Origin of the sequence: Microbacterium sp. NPDC089321 (genome assembly GCF_040684935.1) — a bacterium.
In the GTDB taxonomy this organism is placed as follows: Bacteria; Actinomycetota; Actinomycetes; order Actinomycetales; family Microbacteriaceae; genus Microbacterium.
On record NZ_JBFBGX010000001.1, the window covers coordinates 647,212 to 670,956 of the forward strand.

At 69.5% G+C, this 23,745-nt stretch carries 27 protein-coding genes; 15 read left to right on the plus strand and 12 right to left on the minus strand.

All coding sequences use genetic code 11. The annotated features are described in order from the left end of the window. Positions 1–3: 3 nt before the first annotated feature. Together AB0N59_RS03005 and AB0N59_RS03010 are read right to left on the minus strand one after the other, a co-directional pair. Positions 4–960: an ABC transporter permease gene (locus AB0N59_RS03005; RefSeq protein ID WP_363478504.1), complete on the minus strand. Its 957-nt coding sequence runs from the start codon at positions 958–960 to the stop codon at positions 4–6. Positions 961–1,033: 73 nt separating this feature from the next. Beyond that, a complete protein-coding gene (locus AB0N59_RS03010; protein WP_363478507.1) occupies positions 1,034–2,632 on the minus strand; it encodes an ABC transporter substrate-binding protein in 1,599 nt (532 codons plus the stop codon). A gap of 122 nt (positions 2,633–2,754) precedes the next feature. On the opposite strand from AB0N59_RS03010, the gene AB0N59_RS03015 reads away from it, so the two are divergent. Next, positions 2,755–3,468 (plus strand): FadR/GntR family transcriptional regulator, encoded by a 714-nt coding sequence (locus AB0N59_RS03015; RefSeq protein WP_363478510.1) that lies wholly within the window; start codon positions 2,755–2,757, stop codon positions 3,466–3,468. A 4-nt stretch (positions 3,469–3,472) separates the two neighbouring features. Here the strand turns inward: AB0N59_RS03015 and AB0N59_RS03020 are convergent, their stop codons facing one another. Then, entirely contained in the window at positions 3,473–4,111 is a 639-nt protein-coding gene (locus AB0N59_RS03020; protein WP_363478513.1) for a M15 family metallopeptidase, read from the minus strand. 88 nt (positions 4,112–4,199) lie between these two features. Between AB0N59_RS03020 and AB0N59_RS03025 the strand changes: the two genes are divergently transcribed. Further along, positions 4,200–4,865: a response regulator transcription factor gene (locus AB0N59_RS03025; protein ID WP_363478516.1), complete on the plus strand. Its 666-nt coding sequence runs from the start codon at positions 4,200–4,202 to the stop codon at positions 4,863–4,865. After that, positions 4,858–5,940, plus strand: a complete 1,083-nt coding sequence (locus AB0N59_RS03030) for a HAMP domain-containing sensor histidine kinase (protein ID WP_363478518.1) — start codon at positions 4,858–4,860, stop codon at positions 5,938–5,940. The genes AB0N59_RS03025 and AB0N59_RS03030 overlap by 8 nt, the downstream gene beginning before the upstream one ends. A 33-nt stretch (positions 5,941–5,973) precedes the next feature. Here the strand turns inward: AB0N59_RS03030 and AB0N59_RS03035 are convergent, their stop codons facing one another. Further along, on the minus strand, positions 5,974–7,482 hold the full coding sequence (locus AB0N59_RS03035; protein ID WP_363478521.1) for an SDR family NAD(P)-dependent oxidoreductase: 1,509 nt from the start codon (positions 7,480–7,482) through the stop codon (positions 5,974–5,976). Positions 7,483–7,551: 69 nt separating this feature from the next. Between AB0N59_RS03035 and AB0N59_RS03040 the strand changes: the two genes are divergently transcribed. Genes AB0N59_RS03040 through AB0N59_RS03055 form a run of 4 tightly spaced genes read left to right on the plus strand, consistent with a single transcriptional unit; the run spans position 7,552 to position 10,128 of the window. Further along, positions 7,552–8,631: a M4 family metallopeptidase gene (locus AB0N59_RS03040; RefSeq protein WP_363478524.1), complete on the plus strand. Its 1,080-nt coding sequence runs from the start codon at positions 7,552–7,554 to the stop codon at positions 8,629–8,631. Next, positions 8,603–8,968, plus strand: coding sequence for a protealysin inhibitor emfourin (locus tag AB0N59_RS03045; protein WP_363478527.1), 366 nt, complete (start codon positions 8,603–8,605; stop codon positions 8,966–8,968). Before AB0N59_RS03040 ends, AB0N59_RS03045 begins: the two co-directional genes overlap by 29 nt. 18 nt (positions 8,969–8,986) lie before the next feature. Then, on the plus strand, positions 8,987–9,889 hold the full coding sequence (locus AB0N59_RS03050; protein ID WP_363478530.1) for a VOC family protein: 903 nt from the start codon (positions 8,987–8,989) through the stop codon (positions 9,887–9,889). A 26-nt stretch (positions 9,890–9,915) separates the two neighbouring features. Next, entirely contained in the window at positions 9,916–10,128 is a 213-nt protein-coding gene (locus AB0N59_RS03055; protein ID WP_363478533.1) for a hypothetical protein, read from the plus strand. A gap of 12 nt (positions 10,129–10,140) precedes the next feature. Here AB0N59_RS03055 and AB0N59_RS03060 read toward each other — a convergent pair whose 3' ends face one another. Continuing rightward, positions 10,141–10,452 carry a hypothetical protein gene (locus tag AB0N59_RS03060; protein ID WP_363478536.1) on the minus strand — a complete coding sequence of 104 codons (312 nt, stop codon included), beginning with the start codon at positions 10,450–10,452 and terminating at the stop codon, positions 10,141–10,143. Between the two features lie 54 nt (positions 10,453–10,506). On the opposite strand from AB0N59_RS03060, the gene AB0N59_RS03065 reads away from it, so the two are divergent. Together AB0N59_RS03065 and AB0N59_RS03070 are read left to right on the plus strand one after the other, a co-directional pair. Continuing rightward, on the plus strand, positions 10,507–11,265 hold the full coding sequence (locus AB0N59_RS03065) for a ribonuclease H (protein ID WP_363478539.1): 759 nt from the start codon (positions 10,507–10,509) through the stop codon (positions 11,263–11,265). A 77-nt stretch (positions 11,266–11,342) separates the two neighbouring features. Beyond that, on the plus strand, positions 11,343–12,221 hold the full coding sequence (locus AB0N59_RS03070; protein WP_363478542.1) for an SGNH/GDSL hydrolase family protein: 879 nt from the start codon (positions 11,343–11,345) through the stop codon (positions 12,219–12,221). Between the two features lie 22 nt (positions 12,222–12,243). Here the strand turns inward: AB0N59_RS03070 and AB0N59_RS03075 are convergent, their stop codons facing one another. Further along, positions 12,244–12,720 carry a DUF1801 domain-containing protein gene (locus tag AB0N59_RS03075; RefSeq protein WP_363478545.1) on the minus strand — a complete coding sequence of 159 codons (477 nt, stop codon included), beginning with the start codon at positions 12,718–12,720 and terminating at the stop codon, positions 12,244–12,246. Between the two features lie 172 nt (positions 12,721–12,892). On the opposite strand from AB0N59_RS03075, the gene AB0N59_RS03080 reads away from it, so the two are divergent. Next, positions 12,893–13,300: a hypothetical protein gene (locus tag AB0N59_RS03080; protein WP_363478548.1), complete on the plus strand. Its 408-nt coding sequence runs from the start codon at positions 12,893–12,895 to the stop codon at positions 13,298–13,300. Next, positions 13,297–13,680, plus strand: coding sequence for a DoxX family membrane protein (locus AB0N59_RS03085; RefSeq protein ID WP_363478551.1), 384 nt, complete (start codon positions 13,297–13,299; stop codon positions 13,678–13,680). Before AB0N59_RS03080 ends, AB0N59_RS03085 begins: the two co-directional genes overlap by 4 nt. Positions 13,681–13,794: 114 nt before the next feature. Here the strand turns inward: AB0N59_RS03085 and AB0N59_RS03090 are convergent, their stop codons facing one another. Together AB0N59_RS03090 and AB0N59_RS03095 are read right to left on the minus strand one after the other, a co-directional pair. Then, a complete protein-coding gene (locus tag AB0N59_RS03090; protein WP_363478554.1) occupies positions 13,795–14,775 on the minus strand; it encodes an SRPBCC family protein in 981 nt (326 codons plus the stop codon). A gap of 1 nt (position 14,776) precedes the next feature. After that, positions 14,777–15,139 carry a helix-turn-helix domain-containing protein gene (locus AB0N59_RS03095; protein WP_204975352.1) on the minus strand — a complete coding sequence of 121 codons (363 nt, stop codon included), beginning with the start codon at positions 15,137–15,139 and terminating at the stop codon, positions 14,777–14,779. Positions 15,140–15,530: 391 nt separating this feature from the next. Here AB0N59_RS03095 and AB0N59_RS03100 point away from each other — a divergent pair, with 391 nt between their 5' ends. Next, on the plus strand, positions 15,531–16,592 hold the full coding sequence (locus AB0N59_RS03100) for a GGDEF domain-containing protein (RefSeq protein ID WP_363478557.1): 1,062 nt from the start codon (positions 15,531–15,533) through the stop codon (positions 16,590–16,592). Between the two features lie 55 nt (positions 16,593–16,647). Here AB0N59_RS03100 and AB0N59_RS03105 read toward each other — a convergent pair whose 3' ends face one another. Beyond that, positions 16,648–17,280, minus strand: a complete 633-nt coding sequence (locus AB0N59_RS03105) for a DUF4386 domain-containing protein (protein WP_363478560.1) — start codon at positions 17,278–17,280, stop codon at positions 16,648–16,650. A 62-nt stretch (positions 17,281–17,342) separates the two neighbouring features. On the opposite strand from AB0N59_RS03105, the gene AB0N59_RS03110 reads away from it, so the two are divergent. The 3 genes from AB0N59_RS03110 (at position 17,343) to AB0N59_RS03120 (ending at position 20,601) form a co-directional block, all read left to right on the plus strand. Beyond that, on the plus strand, positions 17,343–18,011 hold the full coding sequence (locus AB0N59_RS03110) for a TetR/AcrR family transcriptional regulator C-terminal domain-containing protein (RefSeq protein WP_363478563.1): 669 nt from the start codon (positions 17,343–17,345) through the stop codon (positions 18,009–18,011). A gap of 173 nt (positions 18,012–18,184) precedes the next feature. Then, complete coding sequence (locus AB0N59_RS03115) at positions 18,185–19,609, plus strand: hemolysin family protein (protein ID WP_363478566.1); 1,425 nt, start codon at positions 18,185–18,187, stop codon at positions 19,607–19,609. Next, the gene (locus AB0N59_RS03120) at positions 19,606–20,601 is read left to right on the plus strand and encodes a CNNM domain-containing protein (protein ID WP_363478569.1); all 996 of its coding nucleotides are present in this window, start codon (positions 19,606–19,608) and stop codon (positions 20,599–20,601) included. Before AB0N59_RS03115 ends, AB0N59_RS03120 begins: the two co-directional genes overlap by 4 nt. A gap of 13 nt (positions 20,602–20,614) precedes the next feature. On the opposite strand, the gene AB0N59_RS03125 is transcribed toward AB0N59_RS03120, so the two are convergent. The 3 genes from AB0N59_RS03125 to AB0N59_RS03135 form a co-directional block, all read right to left on the minus strand. Further along, positions 20,615–22,258, minus strand: coding sequence for an AarF/UbiB family protein (locus tag AB0N59_RS03125; RefSeq protein WP_363478572.1), 1,644 nt, complete (start codon positions 22,256–22,258; stop codon positions 20,615–20,617). Between the two features lie 20 nt (positions 22,259–22,278). Then, entirely contained in the window at positions 22,279–22,857 is a 579-nt protein-coding gene (locus AB0N59_RS03130; RefSeq protein WP_363478575.1) for a PadR family transcriptional regulator, read from the minus strand. A gap of 86 nt (positions 22,858–22,943) precedes the next feature. Further along, positions 22,944–23,687: an IclR family transcriptional regulator gene (locus tag AB0N59_RS03135; RefSeq protein ID WP_363478578.1), complete on the minus strand. Its 744-nt coding sequence runs from the start codon at positions 23,685–23,687 to the stop codon at positions 22,944–22,946. Between the last annotated feature and the right edge of the window lie 58 nt (positions 23,688–23,745).

Here is a 23,745-nt window from a genome sequence, read left to right on the forward strand (position 1 = left end):
GGGTCACACCGCCCGGATTCGGGGATTGATGAGCACGTACAGGAGGTCGACGATGATGTTGATCACCACGAAGGCGAGCGCGACGGCGAGCGTCACGCCCTGCACGAGGTTGGGCTCGTTGTTGGTCACGCCGTTGAGGATCAGGGTTCCCATGCCGGGGATCGCGAAGATGATCTCGATCACGACGGCACCGCCGAGCAGGTATCCGATGCGCAGGCCGAGCACGGTGACGGGGGTGATCAGCGCGTTGCGCAGCACGTTGCGACCGACCACGACGACGCGGGGGATGCCTGCGCCGAGCGCCGTGCGCACGTAGTCCTTGTCGAGCTCTTCGACCATCGAGGTGCGCACGACGCGCGAGAGCTGGCCGATGACGGGGACGGCGAGGGCGATGGCGGGCAGGGTCATCCTGGCCAGCCAGCCGGCCGGGTCCGCCCAGAAGTCGGGAAGAGGGCCAGAGGCGGGCAGCGCGCCGAGCGCCAGGGTGAACACCTGGATGAGCAGGATCGCGAGCCAGAACGACGGGGTCGAGAGCGCGGCGACGCCGAAGAAGCGGATGACCTGGTCGGGCCAGCGGTCGCGGTGGACCGCGGCGAGGACGCCGATGGCGAAGGCGATCATGACGGCGATGATCAGGCCGAAGAAGGTGAGCGAGATCGTGACGGGGAACGCGCGGGCCACTTCGTCGACGACGGGAAGGCTGCGGGCGGAGTAGGTGCCGAGGTCGCCGCGGAAGAGCCCGGCGAGGAAGCCGAGGTAGCGCGCGAAGAGCGGCAGGTTCAGGCCGTGGGACTCGCGGTAGGCCTCGAGCGCCTCCGGAGACGCCGTCTCGCCGAGCGCGACGCGGGCCTGGTCGATGGGCGAGAAGGACATCACGAAGAACACGAGGAACGTGATGCCCAGGATCATCACCGGCAGCTGCAGAAGCCTGCGGCCGATGAGGCTGAGCGTGTTGGACACGGTGAACCTTCTTGTTCGAGGGGGAGGGTGCCGGGCGGCGCGGGGGGTCACGCGCCGCCCGGCTGTGTGCGGGCTACTTCGCCGCGACGCCGACGTCGAGGAACGACAGGCCCGTGGTCGGAACGGGCTCGAACCCGACCAGCTGCTGGCTGCTCCACGCCGTGGGCAGCTTGCGGTGGAACAGCGGGTAGAGCACGGCCTGCTCGGAGAGCAGGTCGAAGGCCTTGTTCCAGGACTTCTGCTGCTCGTCGCCTTCCTGCTGCACGGCCTGATCGAGCAGCTCGGTGAGCTCGGCGTACTCGGGTGAGTCCGCCCAGGCGGTGCGGGTGTTCGACCACACGTTGTCGCCGTACCACCAGTTCATCAGCAGGTCGGGGTCGACGCCGAACACCGACGGGTCGCCGGGGGCGACGGCGACGGTGTAGTCGCCCGAGTCGACCTTCTCGTACATGGCGGCCGACTGGCCGATCTCGAGCTGGGTCTTCACGCCGACGGCGTCGAGCGACTCCTTGATCAGCGGAGCGACCTCCTTGACCCAGCCGGTGTCGGTGGTCAGCAGCGTGATCGACAGGTCGGATGCTCCGGCCTCGGCCAGCAGCTCCTTCGCCTTCTCGGGGTCATACGTGTAGACCGTGGAGGCCTCGTTGTAGTTCGGGTAGTTCTCGGGGAGGAACGAGGTGGCGGGGGTCGCGTTGCCGAGCATGCCGGTCTCGATGATCTTGTCCATGTCGAGCGCGTAGTGCAGCGCCTGGCGCACACGCGGGTCGTCGAACGGCTTCGCCTTGGTGTTGAACATCATGAACAGCAGACCGAACGACTGCACGCTCTCGACCTCGGCTGCCGAGGCGAGGCCGTCGACGTCGATGTAGGGGACGTCCTCCATGGCCTGGATCGTGCCGGTCGACATGGCCGTCACGCGAGCGGACGGGTCGGCCAGCAGGTTCCAGTTCATGCCCGCGGCGAGTGCCGGGTGCGGGCCGTTGTAGTCCTCGAAGCGCTCGAAGACCATCTTGTCCTCGGGCACGGCCGAGACGAGCTTGTACGGACCCGAGCCGACCGGCTTCGAGCCGAACGCCTCGGGGTCGGCCTCGACGACGCTCTTCGGCACGATCTTGACGACGCCGAGGCGATCGTCGATCAGCGAGAACGGGTAGTCGGTGGTGATGCGGACGGTGTCCTCGTCGACCGCGGTGACCGTGTCGATGAAGTCGATGAACGACAGGAAGAGCGAGTTGTTCGCCGGGTCGAGCACGCGCTCGTAGCTGAACACGACGTCGTCTGACGTGACCGGGTCGCCGTTCTGGAAGGTCGCTCCCTCGCGGATGTCGATCTCGTAGGTGGTCTCGTCGACCTTTTTCGGCATGTCCGCGGCGAGCGCAGGCGCGGGCTTCTGCGTGGCCGGGTCGAGGTCGACGAGCCCCTCGAAGATGTGCCAGTTGGCCGAGACCGTGACGGCACCCGAGGCGACCATCGGGTCGAAGCTGCCGTTCAGGGAGTACGAGATGCCGGCTTCGATGATCGCGTCGGGGTCGACGTTGCCGGGCTCGGCCCCGGCATCCTTCTGGCCCGTCGCTGCGGCGCCGCAGCCGGAGAGGGCGACGGCGACCGCGATCGAGCCGGCCAGCGCCGCTGCGAATCGAGTCCCGCGCCTGCGAGGGAGGTGTCGGTTCATGTGATGCTCCAGTTCGGGAGGGGACGACATCGTCGGGGACATCAGATGTCTGATGTACTATAAACACAGATGGCCCGTGATCACAACAGTGAGATGATCAACGGAATGTGAGAGGAGAGCGAGTGAACCCGACCCGATCGCGCGCGTCTCGGATGCGCCGCTCCACCACGGCAGATCAGATCAAGCAGCTCATACTCGCCCGCAGCCTGCGACCAGGCGACCCGCTGCCGACCGAGGCCGAGCTGTGCGAGACCCTCGACGTGTCACGCTCCTCCGTCCGCGAGGCGATCCGCACCCTGTCGACGCTCGACATCGTCGATGTGCGCCACGGGCACGGCACGTTCGTCGGCGAGATGTCGCTCGACCCGATGGTGGAGGCGCTCGTGTTCCGCGGGGTGCTGTCGCCCGAGGGGTCGCTGCAGGCGCTGCGGGAGGTCGTCGAGGTGCGCCTCGCCCTCGACCTCTCGATGGCCGAGCGTGTCGTCGGGGCGGGTGCGGCTCAGGCCGAGCACCCCGCGCTGTCCGAGCTCGTCGACGAGATGGTCGACAAGGCGTCACGGGGTGAGAACTTCCTCGAAGCCGACCGCGCCTTCCACACGCAGCTGTTCGCATGCACCGACAACCACCTGGTCGGGCAGCTCGTCGGCGCATTCTGGGACGTGCACACGGCGGTGCTGCCGCAGCTGCAGATCGCTCCCCCGGCCGACATCCAGCAGACCGCCCAGGCGCACGGCGACATGCTCGAGGCGGTGCGCGCCGGCGACGTCGAGGCCTACCGGCGCGCGGTCATCGAGCACTACGCCCCGTTGCAGCGCGTTCTCGCCCAGTCGTCCTGACCCGTCACCTCACGCGCTCGGTCGGGTCGCGGTACATCTTCGGGCACCCGTCGACGGGAGCCTCCGGCCGCAGCTCGAAGTGCCAGGGCTCGTTCTCGTACACCTTGCACAGCCCGAACGCCGCGCCGTTGCGCCCCAGCCACTCGGCGCTCTGCCACGGACCGATGTCGACGGCATCGCCCGACACGTGCTCCGAGGTCTCGGGCGTCGCCACCCACCGAGCCGCCTCCTGCGCCGAGCCGTACGTGCCCACCGCCTCGTCGAGCAGAAGCTGCTGCAGCTCGGGCGATCGCCAGCCGCTGTTCACCCGCAGGTCGACCCCGTCGTCCACGCCTGCGGCGGCGGCGGTGCGCACCGCGTCGAGCAGCGCCCCGTCGAGGCCCGCCACCGCCGGCGATCCGTCGTAGAGACTCAGCGCCGACCCCGCCTCGATCTGGCCGTCGGCGGCGGTGATCCGGCCGTCCGCCGCGGCCTCGCCCCACTCCTGCACCGTCGAGACGGGCCCGGCCGGGGCCGTGAACGTGCTCGCCGAGATGGCGTTCGGCGCCTGCAGCAGGACGAACACCAGCGCCGCGGCGCCGACGACGAGGGTCGCGATGAGTGCCGCGCTGCGGCCGGATCCGGATGACTGAGCTGTGGTCATGGCATCCAGTCGACTCGTGCGCGCGTTGCCACCGCGTATGCGGTTCTCGATACGTTCCCGATATGCCCGCGTGCGTAGGATCCTTCTCATGCGCGTGCTGATCGTCGAGGACGAGCCCTACCTCGCCGAAGCCGTCCGAGACGCCCTGCGGCTCGAGGCGATCGCCTCCGACATCGCCGGCGACGGAGACACCGCGCTCGAGCTGCTCGGCATCAACGCCTACGACATCGCCGTCCTCGATCGCGACATCCCCGGCCCGTCCGGCGATGACGTCGCCCGCTCGATCGTGGCGTCGGGAAGCGGCATCCCGATCATCATGCTCACCGCGGCCGACCGGCTTGACGACAAGGCGTCGGGCTTCGAGATCGGAGCCGACGACTATCTCACCAAGCCGTTCGAGCTGCGTGAGCTGGTGCTGCGCCTGCGCGCGCTCGACAGGCGGCGGCAGCACGCGCGACCGCCGGTGCGCGAGCTGGCGGGGCTGCGGCTCGATCCGTTCCGGCGCGAGGTGTTCCGCGACGACCGCTACGTCGCGCTCACCCGCAAGCAGTTCGCGGTGCTCGAGGTGCTCGTCGATGCGGGCGGCGGCGTGGTCAGCGCCGAGGAGCTGCTCGAACGGGCGTGGGACGAGAACGCCGACCCGTTCACGAACGCGGTGCGCATCACGGTCTCGTCGCTGCGCAAGCGGCTCGGCGAGCCGTGGCTGATCCTGACCGTGCCTGGCGTCGGCTACCGGATCGACGCGGATGCCTAGGCCGAGGGGCCTGAGCGCCCGGTGGAAGCTGACGCTGAGCTACGCCGCGATCGTCGTGGTGTCCGGCGCGGTGCTGCTGACGGTGGTGGCGGCGTGGCTGCTGCGGTACGTGCCGGACGGCGCGATCATCGCCGACCGGTTCGTTCCGAACCGCTCGGATCTGGTGCGCGCCTTCACCCCCGCGGTCGTCGTCGCGCTGGTCGTGCTGCTGCTTATCGGGGTGGGTGGCGGCTGGCTGCTCGCGGGGCGGATGCTCGCACCGCTCGACCGCATCGGCAGAGCCGCGCGCCTCGCCGCCGACGGGTCGCTGTCGCACCGCATCGCGATGGAGGGTCGCGGTGACGAGTTCCGCGATCTGGCGGACGTGTTCGACGGGATGCTCGAGAGACTCGAGGCCAACATGGCCGAGCAGAAGCGGTTCGCGGCGAACGCCTCGCACGAGCTGCGCACGCCGCTCGCGATCTCGCAGGCGCTGCTCGAGGTCGCCCGCGCCGATCCGCATCGGGATCCGGATGCCCTGATCGACCGCCTCACCGAGGTGAACGCGAGAGCGATCGAGCTCACCGAGGCGCTGCTCCTGCTCAGCCGGGCCGACCGGCGCGCGTTCACCAGCGAACCGGTCGACCTGTCGCTGCTGGCGGAGGAGGCGGTCGAGACGCTGGCGCCGCTCGCCGATCGCCGCGGGGTCTCGCTGGAGGTCGGCGGGCAGGCCGCGCACGCCCTCGGATCGGCCGCGCTGCTGCAGCAGCTGATCATGAACCTCGTGCACAACGCGATCGTGCACAACCTGGCATCCGGCGGCGTCGTCGGAGTGCGCACGCACGTGCGGCCGCAGGGAGTCGCGCTCGTGGTCGAGAACACCGGCGAGGTGCTCGCCCCCGAGCTCGTGCCGACGCTCGCCGAGCCGTTCCAGCGCGGCGCCGAGCGGGAGCGCGACCCGGATCACGTGGGCGTGGGGCTGGGTCTCGCGATCGCCCAGCGCATCGCGCAGGCGCACGGCGGCACGCTCGTGCTGACGCCTCGCGACGCCGGCGGGCTGAACGTGACCGTGTGGCTGCCGCGGCCTCCAGCCTGACGCGTCGGGGCGCCGCCGCAGCCGCGCCTCAGCTCACCAGGGGCTGGGCTGGTAGTCCTTCAGGAACACGCCCTGCAGGTCGACGCCGGCCTCGCCCTGCACGATCGGGTCGTACACGCGGGCGGCTCCGTCGACGAGGTCGAGCGGGGCGTGGAAGCCCTCTTCAGCCAGGCGCACCTTCGTGAAGTGCGGGCGCTCGTCAGTGATCCAGCCCGTGTCGACCGCCGTCATGAGGATGCCGTCGGTCTCGAGCATCTCGCCGGCGCTGGTGCGGGTGAGCATGTTGAGGGCGGCCTTGGCCATGTTGGTGTGCGGGTGACCTGGGCCCTTGTACCGACGTGAGAACTGACCCTCCATCGCCGACACGTTGACGATGTACTTGCGACGGGCGGTCGACGCCGCCATCGACGCCCGCAGCCGGCTGATCAGCAGGAAGGGGGCCGTGGTGTTGCACAGCTGCACCTCGAGCATCTCGAGCGGGTCGACCTGATCGACCGACTGCACCCAGCTGTTCACGCGGTTCACGTCGGGCACGAGACCGCCCGCGTCGATCGCCGTGCCGTCGGCGTGCTTGACGAGCGACGACGACCCGGGCGCCATGGCGAGACGAGCGAGGTCCTCTGCCGTGAGCGCCTGGCCGCCCTGCTCGGCGACGGTTCCGCCGAGCGCCGCGACCGACAGCAGCGGGTGCGCGTCGACCGAGGCCTGCAGCGCCTGCGGGTGCGGGTCGGCCGTGTGCCCGAAGGTCTCCATCTCGGGCAGCGGGCCGTCGGGAAGGGGCTGCAGCTCGGCATCCGCCAGCAGCGAGTACGCACCGGGCGAGCGCCGCACGGTCTGCGCCGCGTTGTTGATGAGGATGTCGAGCGGCCCCTGGGCCGCGACAGAGTCGGCGAGGCCGATCACCTGCGCGGGGTCGCGCAGGTCGATGCCGACGACGCGCAGCCTGTGCAGCCAGTCAGAGGCGTCGGGCAGCGACGAGAACCGGCGGACGGCGTCGCGCGGGAAGCGGGTCGTGATGGTCAGATGCGCACCGTCGCGCAGCAGGCGCAGCGCGATGTGCATGCCGATCTTCGCGCGGCCGCCGGTGAGCAGGGCGCGCTTGCCGGTCAGGTCGGTGCGCGCGTTGCGCTTGCCGTGGCTGAACCGCGCGCACTCGGGGCACAGCTGATGGTAGAAGGCGTCGACGAGAGTGTAGGGCTGCTTGCAGATGTAGCAGTTGCGCGGCTTGAGCAGCTCGCCGGCGATGGGCGCGTCGACGACGCTGGATGCGAGGTCGAGCCCGCGGGTCTCGTCGTCGATGCGGTCAGGAGCGCCGGTGGCCGTCCGTGCGACGACGGCCTTGTCGGCCTCGGCGATGGCATCGCGGATCTCCTTGCGACGCGCGCGCTTGACCGCCTTGAACATGTTGGCGGTGGCACGGCGGACGGCGAGATAGTCCGGATGCTGCTGATCGACCTCATCGAGCGAGGCGAGCACGCGCAGGGTGGTCGCGAGATCTTCGGGGTCGATGCCGGAGGCGGGCAGCGAGGGGGCATCGGTCATTGGGCCGATTCTACGCGGCCCACCTGTGACCCCCTGGGCGTTGTCGGCGCCCCGGCGTAGGGTCGGCACATGAGCACCGGAGAAGCTGCGTACACGTCCATCCACCAGGGCATCGTGCCCGGCTATCTGCTCGCGCGCCTGGCGAGATCCGAGCGCTATCCGAAGGCCGCTGAGGCCGCGCGGCAGACGCTGATCGCCGGCCGTCCGGCGTTCCATTCCGCGCTCGAGCTGTCTATCGATGAGAGCGGGGCGCTGGTCGCCGAGGTCACCTCGGCCCCCACCCGCACGATCTTCGACGCGCAGAACACCGAGACCCTGCCCGGCCTGGTCGTGCGCACCGAAGACGATGAGCCGGTCGCCGACGCGACCGTCAACGAGGCCTTCGACGGGCTCGGTGCCACGTTCCGCATGCTGCTCGAGGCGTTCGAGCGCGATTCGCTCGACGGTGCGGGGGCGCCGCTGAACGCCACGGTGCACTACGGCGAATATTACGACAACGCCTTCTGGGACGGCTCTCGCATGGTGTTCGGCGACGGCGACGGAGAGGTCTTCGTCGGCTTCACCCGCTCGGTGTCGGTGATCGGGCACGAACTCGGCCACGGGGTGATCCAGAGCACGGCGGGCCTGGTCTACCGCGATCAGTCCGGTGCCCTCAACGAGTCGATCGCCGACGTGCTCGGCGCGCTCACCGAGCAGCATCTGCTCGGCCAGTCGGCAGAAGACGCGTCGTGGCTGGTGGGCGAGGGCATCTTCACCGAGGCTGTGCAGGGGCGCGCCCTGCGCTCGATGATCGAGCCGGGAACCGCGTACGACGACGACGAGCTGGGCAAGGATCCGCAGCCCGCCCACATGCGCGACTACGTGCAGACGGTGGAAGACAACGGCGGCGTGCACATCAACTCGGGCATCCCGAATCGCGCATTCGCGCTGGCGGCGAAGACGATCGGCGGCCCTGCATGGCAGGGCGCGGGGCTCGCCTGGTATCGCGCTCTGACCGGCGATCTCTCGTCGACGACCGATTTCACGGAGTTCGCTCAGAAGACCATCTCCGCTGCGGCCGGGATCGGGGCTACCGTTGAGTCAGCGGTCCGCGACGCGTGGATCGCGGTCGGAGTCATCGATGGTGCACGAGATCGAGAGCCCCGCTGAGAACGCGGGATCGGGCGATGCGCAGGATCGCATCGTCATCGCCGTCGTGCGCACCGGCGGCATCGCCGGACTCCGCCGCCGCTGGCGGGCGGAACCTGCGCCCGAGCAGGCGCCCACCTGGCTCGAGCTGGTCGAGCGGTGCCCCTGGGACGAGCGGCTGGATCCGGATGCCCGGGGTGCAGACCGCTATGTGTGGAGCATCCACGTGCGTGTGCGCGATGAGCAGCTCGAGCAGGTCGTTCCCGACACGCGCCTGGAGGGCGCCTGGCGAGAGCTCGTCGACGCGGTGCGCGACGCCGACGCACGGTCCGACGCCGACGCCGATTCCGGCGCCTGAGCGACAGCAGGAGAGAGCATGACGCAGAAGATCGTCCCCAACCTCTGGTTCAACCGCAACGCCGGCGAGGCAGGCGGGTTCTACAGTGCCGCGCTGCCGTTCACGAGCGCGCACGTCGCCATGCGGTACCCCGACGAGCTGCCCGACTTCCAGAAGGGCCTCGAGGGCGAGCCGGTCGTCGTCGACCTCGACGTCGCGGGGTTCCGCATCACGATGATCAACTCCGATGACACCTATCGGCCTACACCGGCGATCTCGTTCATGCTCAACTTCGATCCGCTGCTGTTCGACGGCGATGCGGACGCCGCTCGCGCCGCGCTCGACGCCGGCTGGTCGGCGCTGACCGACGGTGGCGAGGTGCTCATGCCGCTCGGCGAGTACCCGTTCAGCCCCTACTACGGCTGGGTGCAGGACAGGTACGGCGTGAGCTGGCAATTGATGCTCACCGATCCGGCCGGCGAACCGCGTCCGTTCGTGATCACGCAGCTGCTCTTCTCGGGCGACGCCCAGGACAAGGCGGGCGAGGCGACGGAGTTCTACACCTCGCTCTTCGACGACGCCGCCTTCGGCACGGTGATGAGGTATCCCGAGGCATCGGGAACCGCGGCGGCGGGCAGCGTCATGTTCGGCGAGTTCCGCGTGGGCGACCAGTGGTTCTCGTTCATGGACTCGAACGTGACGCACGAGTTCGGCTTCACCCCCGGCGTCTCGCTCGAGATCCGCTGCACGGGCCAGGCCGAGGTCGATCACTTCTGGGATGCGCTGTCGGCGGTTCCCGAGGCCGAGCAGTGCGGCTGGCTGGTCGACCGCTACGGCGTGAGCTGGCAGGTCGTTCCCGAGAACATGGCCGAGCTGCTGGCGAAGCCGGGGGCGTATCAGCGGATGCTGGGGATGAAGAAGCTGGTCATCGCCGACTTCTGAATCGACGGGATTCGAGGAACGAGATCATGGGACTTTTCACGCAGAAGCCGCAGGAGCCCAGCGCATGGGCCGCGCTGCCGGGTGAGCCGCTCGACGAGACGAACCCGACCGAGCGACTCGACGAGGCGCCGTCGCTCGACCTGATGGACGTCGGGATCAGCGCGCAGTACTCGACGATCGTCTTCCCGGTGACAGCACCGACACCCGAGGCGGCCGACGTCGAGGACTCGGGCGAATAGCCGTCGGGCCGGTCAGCGCTTGCGAGCCCGCCGCGATGCGATGAACAGCACCGCGCCACCGGCGAGCAGAGCCGCGACGGCGGCGATGCGCATGGGCAGCAGGTCTTCGGTGTAGCGCGAGGTGAACGAGACCAGGGCGAGGAAGAAGCCGGCGGCGAGCAGCACAGCGGCTCCCAGCCAGGCGAGCAGCGGGATGCGCTGAGCCGGGCCGCTCTGCGATGGGCTCTTGCCAGGGGCCGGCCGGTGGAACATGCGCGCGATGACGATCACGACCAGCGCGATGACGATCACGATGATCACGGTCTTCAGGGCCAGTCCGGTCACTCGTCGAGCGTACCGACTGCGGGCGGTGTCGTACCGACGCCCTACGGTTGAAGCATGACGATCACCGCCGCAGCCGACGGCTCCGCCCTCGGCAATCCGGGTCCGAACGGCTGGGCCTGGTACATCGACGACGACCGCTGGGCGGCCGGCGGCTCGCCGCACGGCACGAACAACCAGGGAGAGCTGCAGGCGGTGCTCGAGCTGCTGCGCGCCACCGCAGGTGTCGATGAGAAGCTCGTGATCGAGTGCGACTCGCGGTACGTGATCGACTCCGTGACCAAGTGGATGCCCGGCTGGAAGCGTCGCGGCTGGCGCAAGTCCGACGGCGGCCCGGTGCTCAACCGCGAGCTGCTCGAGGGCATCGACGAGGCGATCCGCGGACGCGATGTCGAGTTCACGTGGGTGAAGGGGCATGCCGGGCATCCGCTCAACGAAGCTGCCGACGAGCGGGCGAATGCGGCTGCGAAGGCGTACCAGCAGAAGCAGGAGCCTCGTCGCGGACCCGGTTTCGTCTCGGCGGCGGATGCCGGCGCCACTCTCGCGGGCGCCATGGCCGTCACCGCGTCCGCGGCGTCCGCGCCGTCCTCGGCGTCCGCGCCTACGGCGGCGGAGGATTCGGCGGCGGAGCGCCGGCACGACGCCGCCCTGCTCTGGGCAGAGCCCGCCGATCTTCTCGACGGGCTCGACGGCTCGACGGCATCCACCGCGATCGAGCTCACCGTCTCACTCAGCGCGGCCGAGCACGCCCGACTGCGCGACCGCGCCGACGCGCAGGGCATCTCGCTCGAAGACGCGCTGCGCCGACTGATCTGATCGACGGGCCGTTTCCGCGAGGAATCTCGGTGTTCTCCCGTATTGTGGGCCGGCCGCGTCGGGTCTAGCGTCTGGCCATGAGCGCCATCTTCACCCGAAACGACCGCGCGCTGCGCCACGCGACCGACCCCGCCCTCTCACCCGCTCGTCGGGTGCTCCTGCTCCTGTCCGCGATGCTCGCGGCGGTCATCCTGGCCATGGGCGTCGCGTCGCCCGCATCCGCCGCCGGAAACGGCAAGGGAGGTGGGGGCGGCGGCAAGCCGAGCGCCTCCACCTCGTATGCCGCACTGGGCGACTCCTACGCCGCGGGGCAGGGTGCCGGCAGCTATCTGAACACCACCTGCTACGTGAGCTCGAAGGGGTATCCCGCTCTCATCGACGCGGATCGCAAGATCACGCTGACGGCCCGGCCGGCATGCTCGGGCGCGTCGACCTCCGAGGTCATCGGGTCGCAGGTCGGGCAGATCGCGACGACCACCACCCGGGTCACCCTGACCGCCGGTGGCAACGACGTCGGATTCGGCGCGGTCGTCGAGGACTGCTTCGTGCTCGTCAGCCAGACCGACTGCCAGGCGGCGATCGACGCCGGCAACGCACTGGTCGCCAGCGGCGAGCTGGCCGCCCGCATCACGGCGACCGTCGCCGCGATCAAGGCGCGCGCACCGCAGGCGGTGGTCATCGTCACCGGGTATCCGCGGCTGTTCGAGCCGACCGTGACGCGGGCTCATGCACAGGACGTCAACGCCGGCACGACGGCGCTGAACGCTGCGATCCGCGACGGTGCGGTGGCTGCCGGAGCGAGGTTCGTCGACGTCGAGACCGCCTTCGCCGGGCACGGCATCGGCAGCTCGAGCCCGTGGATCAACGACTGGAGCTGGCTCAACGTCTCGGCCGGGTTCCACCCGAACGCGAGCGGGTACGTGGCCTACGCGAACCAGGTCAAGCTGGCCTGGTAGCCCCGGGGTCGGCCATCCCGGTTCAGTCTGCGGCGGCGCGCCGCACGATGTCCTCGATCTGCGTCCAGGCCGCCTCAGTCGGGTCGATCAGCGCGTACGAGGTGGGCCAGAGGCCGTCGGAGACGTCGAGCGCAGCCTCGGGGCTTAGCCCGAACGTCGAGTAGCGCAGCTTGTCCTGCTGCCCGCTGCGGAAGAAGACGACGACCTTGCCGCCGCGGGCGTAGCCGGGCTGGCCGTAGTACAGCTTGGGCGACAGATCGGTGGCGACCTCGGCGACCAGCGCGTGAAGGCGCTCGGCCATCTCGCGATCGCCGTCGGGCATGGTCCCGATCTTCGCGACGACATCAGCAGCCTCCGCCGCCGCCTTCTCGGCCGTCTTCGCCCGCTTCGCCTCTGCCTTGAGCTCGGCGTTGCGGGCCCTCATGGCCGCCCGCTCCTGTGCCGAGAATCCCGACCCGCTGCTGTCTGACATGGTGATGCCCTTCGTCCGTTCGGTCACCGTCACGATATCCAGCGCCACCCGGCGAGCGCTTCTCGATTCCTGACGGGCTGCGCCGGCGCCCGGTCACAACTCAGGAGAAGTCGCGCGCACGCGCGAGAATCGGCTCCGCTGCGCAAGACCGGCCGGCTCGGTCCTGAATTGTGAACGCCCGCCTGCGTACACTCGCCGAATGACTACCCTCCCTCGGTCCATCACGCGTGCCGTTCTCGGCGGGGCTCTGGTGTTCACCGGTGTCGCGCATCTCACGTTCGCCCGGCGCGGCTTCCAGGTCGCCGTGCCCGACTGGGTGCCCGGCGACCCCGACACGACCGTGGTGGCATCCGGTGTGGTCGAGATCGCGCTCGGCGCCGCGATGCTCGTCGCCCGTCGGCGTCGGCGCGGAGTCGGCCGGCTCGTCGCGCTCTTTCTCGCGGCCGTGTTCCCCGGCAACGTGTCGCAGTGGACGCACCACCGCAGCGCCCCGGGCCTCGACACCGAGATGAAGCGGTTCGGGCGACTGTTCCTGCAGCCCGTGCTGATCATGCTGGCCCTGTGGTCGACCCGCGGCCATCGAGAGGCCCGTACCATCGGGGCATGACCAGCACCGCTCGCACGCTCACCCGCATCGCCCTCGGCGGCTTCCTCGCCTTCGCGGGCGTCAGCCACCTCACGGTCGCACGCCGTGAGTTCCAGGCGCAGGTTCCCGACTGGGTTCCGCTCGACCCCGACACGACCGTGGTCGCCTCGGGAGCGGTCGAGGTCGGCCTCGGCACGGCGCTGCTGTTCGCATGGCGGCAGCGGCGTCTCGTCGGCGTGCTGACCGCTCTGTTCTTCATCGCGATCTTCCCCGGCAACGTGTCGCAGTGGACCCACCGCCGCGACGGGTTCGGGCTCGACACCGACATGAAGCGCTTCGGCCGGCTGTTCTTCCAGCCCGTGCTCGTGCTGCTGGCGCTCTGGAGCACCCGCCGCGGCTGAACCCAGCCATCCCGCGGTCACAACTCCGGAGATCCGGCGGCAGAACGGCAGAAACCGGCCGATCCGCACACGGATCGGCCGGTTTCTCCGGAGTTGTGAACCAGGCGGACGCGATCAGACCGTGAGCACCGCCGACTCGAGCCGCTGGTACGAGGCCTCCATGCCGTCGGCCATGCCGGTGGCGAGGATCATGTCGCGGGTCTCCTTGTCGGGGAACTCCATCAGCACGGTGATGAGCGTCGCGCCGTCCTCTTCGTAGAAGCTGACGTCGTTGAGGATGTCGGGGCCATCGGTGCCCTGCATCCGCTCGAGCTGCACGGCCCGACGCGGCGCATCGACCAGCAGCATCTCGCCCTCGAAGCCGAACGGCTCACCCTCGGTATCGCCCACCGGAGCCCAGGAGTTGCGGTAGCGGTCGCCCGCGTTCAGGCCGACCTCGCACTCCGTCATCTCCCAGCCGTCGGGTCCGAGCATCCACCGCTTGATCAGCTCGGGCTCGGTGTACGCGCGCCAGACCAGGTCGCGCGAGCCCTCGACCAGGCGCGTGATGCGCACATGGGTGTCGTCGAGCATCTCGACCTCGGTGCCCTTGCCCTGGGCGTAGTCGCGCAGGTCCTGCAGCACGGCGTCGAGCTGCGCCATCGCCATGCGGGTGCCCTCGACCGCGCCCATGGCGACGATCTGCTCGAGCGCCTCGAGCGAGACGAAGTGGCTGGTGTTCAGCATCCGGGTGCCGGTCGCGGTCGACTCGAAGGTGAACTCCATGCGCATCGCGGGGAAGTCCTCGTTGGGGTTGCCCTGCTCGTCGCTGAAGCCGTCGAGCACCTCGAAGCGGTGCGGCTTCTCGATGGCGAGGAACTCCCAGTAGCCCGAGGAGGTCTCGCCGCGCGGGCCGTGCATCGTGTAGGTGGCGCGGCCGCCGACCTCGTGGTTCCACGAGGTGAAGGTCGCCGGCCAGCCGGGAGGGCCCCAGAACCGGCCGAGCTGCTCGGGGTCGCTGTAGACGCCCCAGACGCGCTCGATCGGAGCGGCGAGATCGGCGACGACGGTCATCGTCAGGTTCTCGTGGTCGGTGATGATGTCGGTGACAGGCATTTCACATTCCTTCGTTGGAGGTGTCGGATGCTGATTCGGCCAGCAGGTCGTCGAGCCGGGCGATGCGTGCCCGCCAGAGCTCTTCGTATCGGGCGAGAAGCGCCCGCGCACGGGCGATCATCTCGGGGTTCGCGCGGACGAGCCGCTCGCGTCCCTCGGCGCGCTTGACGATGAGGCCGGCCTCTTCGAGGACGGCGACATGCTTCTGCACCGCCGCGAACGACATCTCGTAGTCGCTCGCGAGGGTGGAGACGGATTGCTCGCGCTCGATCGTCCGGCGCAGGATGTCGCGCCGGGTCGAGATCGCGAGTGCATGGAACACACGATCGATCTCCGCTTCGCTGAGTTCTGTTTGTACAACCATTTGGTTGTACGTTATGCGAGGCGGATGCCGGTGTCAAGAGCTTCTTGTCGACCGCGGATCCGCGTGCGCAAGGCCCGAAACTCGGGGCTCAAAATCTTGTCCCCCAAAAGGGGGACAAATCGGACGGAATCCTGATATATTGCTTAGGTACCTGGGGAACTCAGCTCGACGGGACATGGGGGACCGCGACGAGCTGAGGACAGGACATCACTCCCCCCAGTGATGTCACCGCCTCGGGGATGCGGCTTGGGGAAACCGCGTCCCTGGGGGCGGTCGTTGTGAACGGAAATGAAGCGCCGCCCCGGCGGCGCAGTCAAGCACAGCCACCTTCATCGGAACCCGGAGCGTCGAACGCGCCCGGGACCGACGGCGGGACGAACGGGAGGGAACCATGGTCACTCAAGCGATCCATGTCGAGGATGCGGAAGAGCTGCGCTGGCTGCGTGCCGGCTGGCTGAAGCACGTCCGCGAGCGCACGTCGACATACTCTGTCGTCACCGCGAGCATCTTCCTGCTGTTCGGCGTGCTCGGCATCATCGAGCTCTTCGAGACCGACATCACCCTGTGGGAGCAGGTGCTCTCGGGCGGGACGGCGCTGGTCGGCCTGGGGGTCTTCGCGCTCGTCGCGCTCGTCGGCATCGAACTGCCACGCTGGGTCGGCATGGCGCTCGTCGTCGCGCACGCCCTCGTCTCGGTGTACTACCTCGGTTTCTCCGACGAGCGGCAGAACGCCATCGCGGTGCTGCAGGAGCTGCCGCTCATCGCCATGTTCTTCTCCTGGTTCTACGGCGCGAGGGTCGCTCGCGCGGGCGAGTTCGCCATCCTCGTCGCCCTCGGCGCCGCGATGGCTTTCGGCCCGTTCGCGCCGGGGGCGGGCAGCGTGCTCGGCCCCGCGAACATCATCGGCGCGGCTCTGTTCACCTGGCTGTGCCTCGAAGCGGGGCTCTTCGTGCGGCACCGCATCCGGCTGGAATCGCACTCCGACCCTCTGACCGGTGCGCTGAACCGTCGAGGGTTCATCGCCAAGGCCGAGCTCGAGATGCGCCGCGCGACCCGCCATCAGCGGCCGCTCGCCATCGCCGTGCTCGACCTCGACAAGTTCAAGTCGATCAACGACGGCGGAGGTCACGCCGCCGGCGACTACGTGCTGCGGTCGCTCACCGCGCAGTGGATGTCGCTGTCGCGCCAGACCGACATCGTCGGCCGTCTCGGCGGTGACGAGTTCGCCATGCTGATGCCCGAGACCGATGAGGACGAGGCGCGGGTCGTGATGGCCCGGCTGCGTGAGTACGCGAGCCACTCGTGGTCGTGGGGCGTCACGCAGGTGCACCCCGGCGACACGATCGAGGGCGCTCTCGATCGTGCAGACAGAGCGATGTACGCCGAGAAGGGCTCGGCGACCGGCGCCCAGAGTCGGCAGCAGGAATCCGATACGGTCGCGCTCGTCTCCTGAGCGAGTTCGCCGCCCGCCGGCTATCCCGTGCGACAGTGACGCGGCGAGCCGCACCTCACGCAGCCGGGACGGCGTGCTCGCCCGCTCCTGCGTTCACGTCGGCGCGGGGCCGAAGCCCAGCGATGATCAGGTAGAACGCGAACCAGATCTCGAACGCGAAGATGGGCAGGGCGCACACGCCTGCGACCGGACCGTTGAGGGGGATCAGCCCGAACAGCTGCGCCGTGTTGCTGCCCAGCACCACGACGCCCCCGAAGAGCCCGAGCACTGCCAGCGCCTTGGGCACCAGACCCGAGTCCAGAAGCAGCCATGCCAGCACGACGGTGTTGACGCTGATCACCAGGCCCTGTCCGACGAGGAACGCGGCGCTGTGCAGGGCCTCGAGGACGTCCCTCGAGCCACCAGTCCAGGCGAGCGCGAGCATCGGCAGGGTCCCGGCCGCGATCACGGCGGCTTCCAGCCCTCGCAGGAACGCGAAGGTGAGCGCCCGCACCTCGCCGGCGCAGCGCAGAAGAGGCAAGAGCAGCAGCCCGGTGAGCAGGCAGCCGAGCGCGAGCGTGAACTCGAGCGCCACGCCCAGCGGCAAGGCGGAAGCCGCGTACGCGGCGACCGCGGTCACAGAGGTGACGTGCGTCAGGAGGTATGCGATGCCTGCGCTTCGTGAGTAGGTCCGGTTCTGGCGAGTCATGAGAGCCCCTTCAGGTATACGGCGTATACCGCTGTCCCTCACGCTAGGTATACGCTGTAGATATGTCAAGCCGCAAGGCCCCCCTCGACCGCGACAGAGTCCTCGACGCCGCCATCACGCTGGCAGACCGGGTCGGCCTCGAGGGTCTGTCGATGCGGCGCCTGGCGGAGACGGTCGGCGTCACGCCGATGGCGCTCTACAAGCACGTGTCGAGCCGCGAAGACCTGATCGACACGATGGTCGAGCGGATCGTCTCGGCGTTTCGCGTCGCGGACGGGGACACCGATTGGAAGCGTGAGGTGCGGGCGCGCATCCTCGCCGCGCGCGCGGTGACGACACGCCACACGTGGTGGCGCACGGCGGTCGAGACGAGGACGATGGCAGGACCGGCCGTGCTGTCGCACATGAACGCGCTGATGGAGGCGATGTTCCGCGGCGGCTTCTCCCCCGACCTCGTTCATCACGCCATGCATGCACTCAGCACGCGCATGTGGGGGTTCACGCGCGACGTCATGCCCACCCCCACCTTGCCTGCCGACCCGGAGGCACGCGACGCGGCTCTCTCCGCCTACGCCGAGGCGTATCCGGCCATCGTCCGCATGGCGGCGACCGCCTCTCATGCCGGCGCAGCCTGCGACGAGGACGCAGAGTTCCTCTTCGCACTCGACATCCTTCTCGACGGATTCGAGCGGCTCCACGAGCGCGGATGGCGATCAGCGCCGATGGCGTGATGCGCGCGGCGAACGCACCGCCTCGATTCTCAGGCCGGAGATAGCCTGCCTGGATACGCTCGTCTCGCCCACCCGTGCCCTACAGAAAGAACACCCGTGAGCATTCCGCGCGCCTCCGCCGACCAGGAGGGTCGATCTCCCGACCCCCTCGCTGAGAGAGGGGGTGATTCCGGATGCTCGCCGCAGCACTGACACTGCTGGTCGGAGTTCTTCTGACTCTGGCGATCATCGCCGCCTGCGGCTTCTTCGTCGCACAGGAGTTCGCGTACATGTCGGTCGACCGCTCTCGCATGGCGGCGAAGGCCGAGAAGGGCGACGCACAGGCCAAGCGGGTCCTGGCGATCACCAGGCGGACCTCGTTCATGCTCTCCGGCGCTCAGCTCGGGATCACCGTCACCGGTCTGCTCATCGGATACGTCGCCGAGCCGCTCATCGGCGAGTCGATCGGCACGCTGCTCGGCGGCGCGGGCATCGACCCCGCGGCGTCGATCATGATCGGCACGATCGGCGCTCTGCTGCTCGCGACGGTCGTCACCATGATCTTCGGCGAGCTGTATCCCAAGAACCTGGCGATCGCGAGCCCCGAACCGCTGGCGCGCGCACTCGCCGTGCCCACGCGCATCTATCTGCTGCTGTTCGGGTGGCTCATCACCGTCTTCGACGTCGCCGCGAACGCCCTGCTGCGCCTGGTGCGCATCGAGCCGCTCGAAGACGTCGACGAGAGCGCCACCGCCCGCGACCTCGAGGCGATCATCGAGGAGTCGCGCACGAGCGGCGACCTGCCAGACGACCTGTCGATGATCATCGACCGCATCCTCGACTTCCCGCAGCGCGACGTCGAGCACGCCATGGTCCCCCGGTCGCAGATCGACTCGATTCCGCCCGACACCACCGTGGGCGCCGTTCGCGCCCTCATGGCGACCGGGCACACGCGCTACCCCGTGATCGACGACGAGGACGCCCCGATCGGCGTGGTGCAGCTCATCGACGTCCTGCGGAGCGGGCACGACGACGACGCCCCGGTCTCATCCCTGATGAGGGATGCGGCGGTGCTTCCGGCCACCATGCTTCTTCCGGCGGCGGTCCATCGCATGAGGCAGACGAGGAACGAGCTCGCCTGCGTCGTCGACGAGTACGGCAACTTCGACGGGATCCTGACCCTCGAGGACCTCACCGAAGAGGTGATCGGCGAGATCTCCGACGAGCACGATCCCCTCACGCCCGGTGTCGTCCGCGACGGCGACCGCAGCTGGTCGCTGCCGGGTGATGTCCACCTCGATGAGCTGGAGCGCCTGATCGGGCACGACCTCACGCGCGACGATGACGAGACGATCGCAGGACTGGTGATCCGTGAGCACGGCGACCTGCCGATCGAGGGCACGGTGCTGCGCATCGACATCCCCGAGAGGGCGGGCGAGACGATCCAGGGCATCCGGATCGAGCGCTGGCTCGACGTCGAGGTGACGGAGGTGGCCCGCCTGGTGCCGTCCCGGCTCGCGGTGCGCCTGCACGAGTTCGACGCGGATGCGGAGACCGTCGGAGAGAGCGGACGCCGCGCCACCACGGACGACCTTCCGGATGAGGGGGTGGCCTCGTGAGCTGGTGGATGGTGACCCTCATCACAGCGGCGCTGATCATCGCCAGCGCGTTCTTCGTGATCGTGGAGTTCGCTCTGCTCGCGGCCCGTCGACACCGGCTGGAGGCGGATGCCGAGCACAGCGCCTCAGCACGCGCAGCGCTTCGCGGCGTCAACGAGCTGACGGTCATGCTCGCCTTCGCGCAGCTCGGCATCACCGCGTGCACCTTCGCGCTCGGCGCCATCACGAAACCCGCGATCGACTACGCCCTCGCGCCGGTGCTCGAGCAATGGGGCCTGTCGGCCGTGCTCGCCGACGTCGTGGCGTTCATGCTCGCGCTCATCGTGGTCACGTTCCTGCATCTCGTCATCGGCGAGATGGCACCCAAGTCATGGGCCATCGCGCATCCCGAGACCGCGGCCAAGGCGACCGGCATCGCCGCCCGCGCGCTGACCTGGCCGCTGCGGCCGTTCCTCCTGTGGATCAACCACATCGCGAATCGGCTCGTGAAGGCGTCGGGCGTCGAGCCCGTCGAGAAGGCGGCCGCCGGTGGCCAGGACGCCGACACGATCCGCGAGCTCGTGGCCCACTCCCGTGCATCCGGGACTCTCGAGGAGCTGTACTCGGAGCCGATCGCGAAGGTCATCGACCTCAGCGCACTCACCGTCGGGCCTGTCGTGCGAACCGACCGCGCGCCGTCTGCGGTCGCGGCGACCGCGACGGTCGCCGACGTGCAGTCCGCCGCTGCGGCATCGGGCCATCTGCGGATCCTCGTGGGCGAGGGGCCCGCGTCTCGCGTCGCACATGTTCGCGACACGCTCGGCGTGCCCGCAGACACTCCCGCCGACGCCATCGCGCGCGACCCGCTGGCGCTCGCCCCCTCGACCTCGGCGTACGACGCGCTGACGCGGATGCGCCGGAAGAGAGCGCAGCTCGCGACCGTGGTCGACGGCGAGCGCCTGGTCGGCGTCGTCACCCTCGACGATCTGCTGCGGGAGGTGCTTCCGGCCTGACGTGCGTCGGGCCTCAGCGCCGCCCGAACACGGCGTGCAGCAGCGGCACGACCGAGGCGCACATCAGGCCGACGCCCCACCCCGGTGCAGGCTCGAGCAGCAGCACGCCGCCGATCAGCAGCCCGCCGAAGAGCACGGCCGACACCGCCCGGTACGCGACGCGGATGATGCGGTCGAGCCGCAGCTCGAGGCTCGAGATGTCGAAGGTCAGCGACCCCGAATCGAGGCGGTTGAGGGCCGCATCGACGCGGGCCGGCAGGCGCCAGAGCGTCGACATGTTCGTCATGCTCTGCGCGCCGAGGTCGCGCAGCATCCCGCCGCTCTCGTCGCGCAGCAGCTTGGTCGCGTATGGCTCGACAGGCTCCCAGATGTTGAACGCCGGGTCGAGGGCGCTGCACATGCCCGAGGTGAGAGACACCGCGCGCATGAGCAGCAGCATCCGCTCGGGGAACTGCACGGGCAGCGCCCGCACCGTGTCGCCGAACTCCCGCGCGAAGTCCTGGAACTCCCGCGGATCGACGTCGCGCAGCTCGTTGAACCCCATGCCCCCGAACCGCGCGAACAGCATGGTCAGCGCGCGTTCGAGCTCTGCCGTCTGCGCCGACGGCAGCAGCACGCCGATCTGCTGCGCCGCCACGATCAGGCCGTGGCTGTCGCGCGACGCGACGGCGATCACCAGAGTGCGCAGACCCGCGCGGATCGTGTCGGGCACCTCGGCCATCATCCCGAAGTCGATGAAGGTCAGCCGCCACCCGCCATCTGCGGAGGGGGTCACGAAGATGTTGCCCGGATGCGGGTCGGCGTGCACGAACGAGTGCGTGAACACCTGGTCGAGCATGACCTGTGCGAACACCTGCGCCACCTCGGCGGGGTCGATGCCGGCGGCGCGCAGCGCCACGGTGTCGCTGATCTTGATCGCACTGACGTCTTCGAGTGTGAGCACCCGGCGCGTCGAGCGCTCCCAGACCACGGCGGGGGCAGAGACCCGGGGGTCGTCGGCGAAGTCCGAGGCGAAGCGCTCGGCGCTCGCGGCCTCGTGCAGGTAGTCGATCTCTTCGTGACACGTCTCGGCGAACTCCTCGACCAGCGCGGGAGCGTCGACCCGCGACGAGACGGCGCGCACGCGCTGCGCCCACCGCGACACCCGCCGCAGGGCGGCGAGGTCGACGGCCACGATCCCGTCGATCCCCGGCCGCTGCACCTTCACGATCACCCGGTCGAGTCCGGTGTCGGCGGCGTCGCCAGGCGACAGGGTGGCGCGGTGCGCCTGACCGAGGGATGCCGCAGCCACAGGCACGGGATCGAAAGAGGCGAACGCGTGCGAGAGCGGCATCCCCAATTCGGCCTCTGCGGCCGCTCGGATGTCGTCGAACCGCTCCGCGGGCACCTCATCCTGCAGCCCCGCGAGCTCGGCGGTGATCTCGGGCGGGAGCACGTCGAGACGCGACGACATGAACTGCCCGACCTTGATCATGAGGCCGCCGAGCTCGACGGCGAGGCCGCGGAAGCGGCGCGCGAGGCGCAGCATCCGGGCATCCCTGGTGCGATCCGCGACCCGGCCGAGGCCGACGCGCGGCAGCACCAGCTCGAACCACCAGATCTGCACGAAGGCGCGCGCGGCGAAGCGCAGGATGCGGCGATAGCGAGCCTGGTGCACAGAACCCCCTGAGTGCGGGATCACCCCTCGGCGAGGATCGCGTACAGCCTACGCCGGGCGTCTTCGAGGATCTCGACGCCCTCCTTCACCTGCTCGGGAGTTCCGGTGCGGCCGAGCTGCGCGGCGGCGCTGGCGAGCTCCATCCCGGCCTTCGGCAGGCCGCCGAGGTGCCCCGATCCGGTGCTGCTGCGCTGACCGGCGCCCTCCCACGGCGCGGGCTTCGCCGCGAGATCCTCGGACTCGGCGATGCCCGCTTCGGTCAGCGAGTACGTCTTGCGGCCGCCCTGCTCGGTGGCGGTGATCATGCCCTCGTCGGCGAGCAGCTGCAGGGTCGGGTAGACCGAGCCGGCGCTGGGCTTCCATGCGCCGCCCGAGCGCTCACTGATCTCGCTGATGATCTGATAGCCGTGCATCGGACGCTCGGCGAGCAGCGAGATGACCGCCGCGCGCACGTCGCCGCGCGCCATGCGCGAGCCGCCGGTGCGCTGCTCGAAGCCGTTGCGCAGCTGCTCGACCGCCTCCCACACGCCGGCGAGCGGATTGCCCGCGCCGTTGCTCGAGCCGAAGGTGAACCCACTGGAGGGGAACGATCCGTTCATGATGACCTCCTGTTGCTGAACGATGCTCAACGATATGTCGCTATAGGTCGCTAGACAAGGGGTCTCGCCCGGTTCAGGGCTGGTTCTCAGAGGCCCGGATCGCCCACGCCGCGCTCGGCAGCGAGCACGGCGAGCTCTTCGGCCGCCTCGCGCAGCGCCCGCACGACCTCGACGACGGTCGCATCGGTGATGCGCGCAGCAGGCCCCGAGACCGACACGGCGGCCGGCTGTCCGATGCCCTTCACCGAGACGGCGATGCAGCGCACGCCGACCTCCTGCTCGCTGTCGTCGGCGGCGAAGCCGCGCCCGCGCGCACGGCGCAGATCGGCGATGAACGCCTCTTCGTCGGTGATGGTCTGCGGAGTGAACCGCGGCAGGCCGGTGCGGGTGATCAGCGCGCGCACCTGCCGCTCGGGCATGGTCGACAGCATCGCCTTGCCCACGCCGGTCGAGTGCGGCAGAACGCGGCGCCCGATCTCGGTGAACATGCGCATGCGCTGACGCGACGCGACCTGTCCGGCGTACAGCACGAGATCGCCGTCGAGCACGGCGAAGTTCGCCGTCTCGTGGAACTGGTCTTCGAGCCGGCGCAGCAGGGGGAGGGCGGCGTCGGCGAGGGGCGGCACCGCGTGCCGGCCGAGCGAGATCAGGCTCGCGCCGAGGGCGTAGCGCCGGTCTTCGAGCTGTCGCACGTAGCCGAGGTGGTTGAGCGTGCCGAGCAGGCGGTGCGCGGTCGGCACGGCGAGGCCGGTGCGCCCGGCGATGGATGCCAGTGACGCCTCTCCTCCGGATGCCGCGAGCGCCTCCAGCAGTGAGAAGGCACGCGTCACGGACTGCACCGTCCCGGCCGGTGTCGAACCGGTCGCTGCGGCGACTGAACCTGAGTTT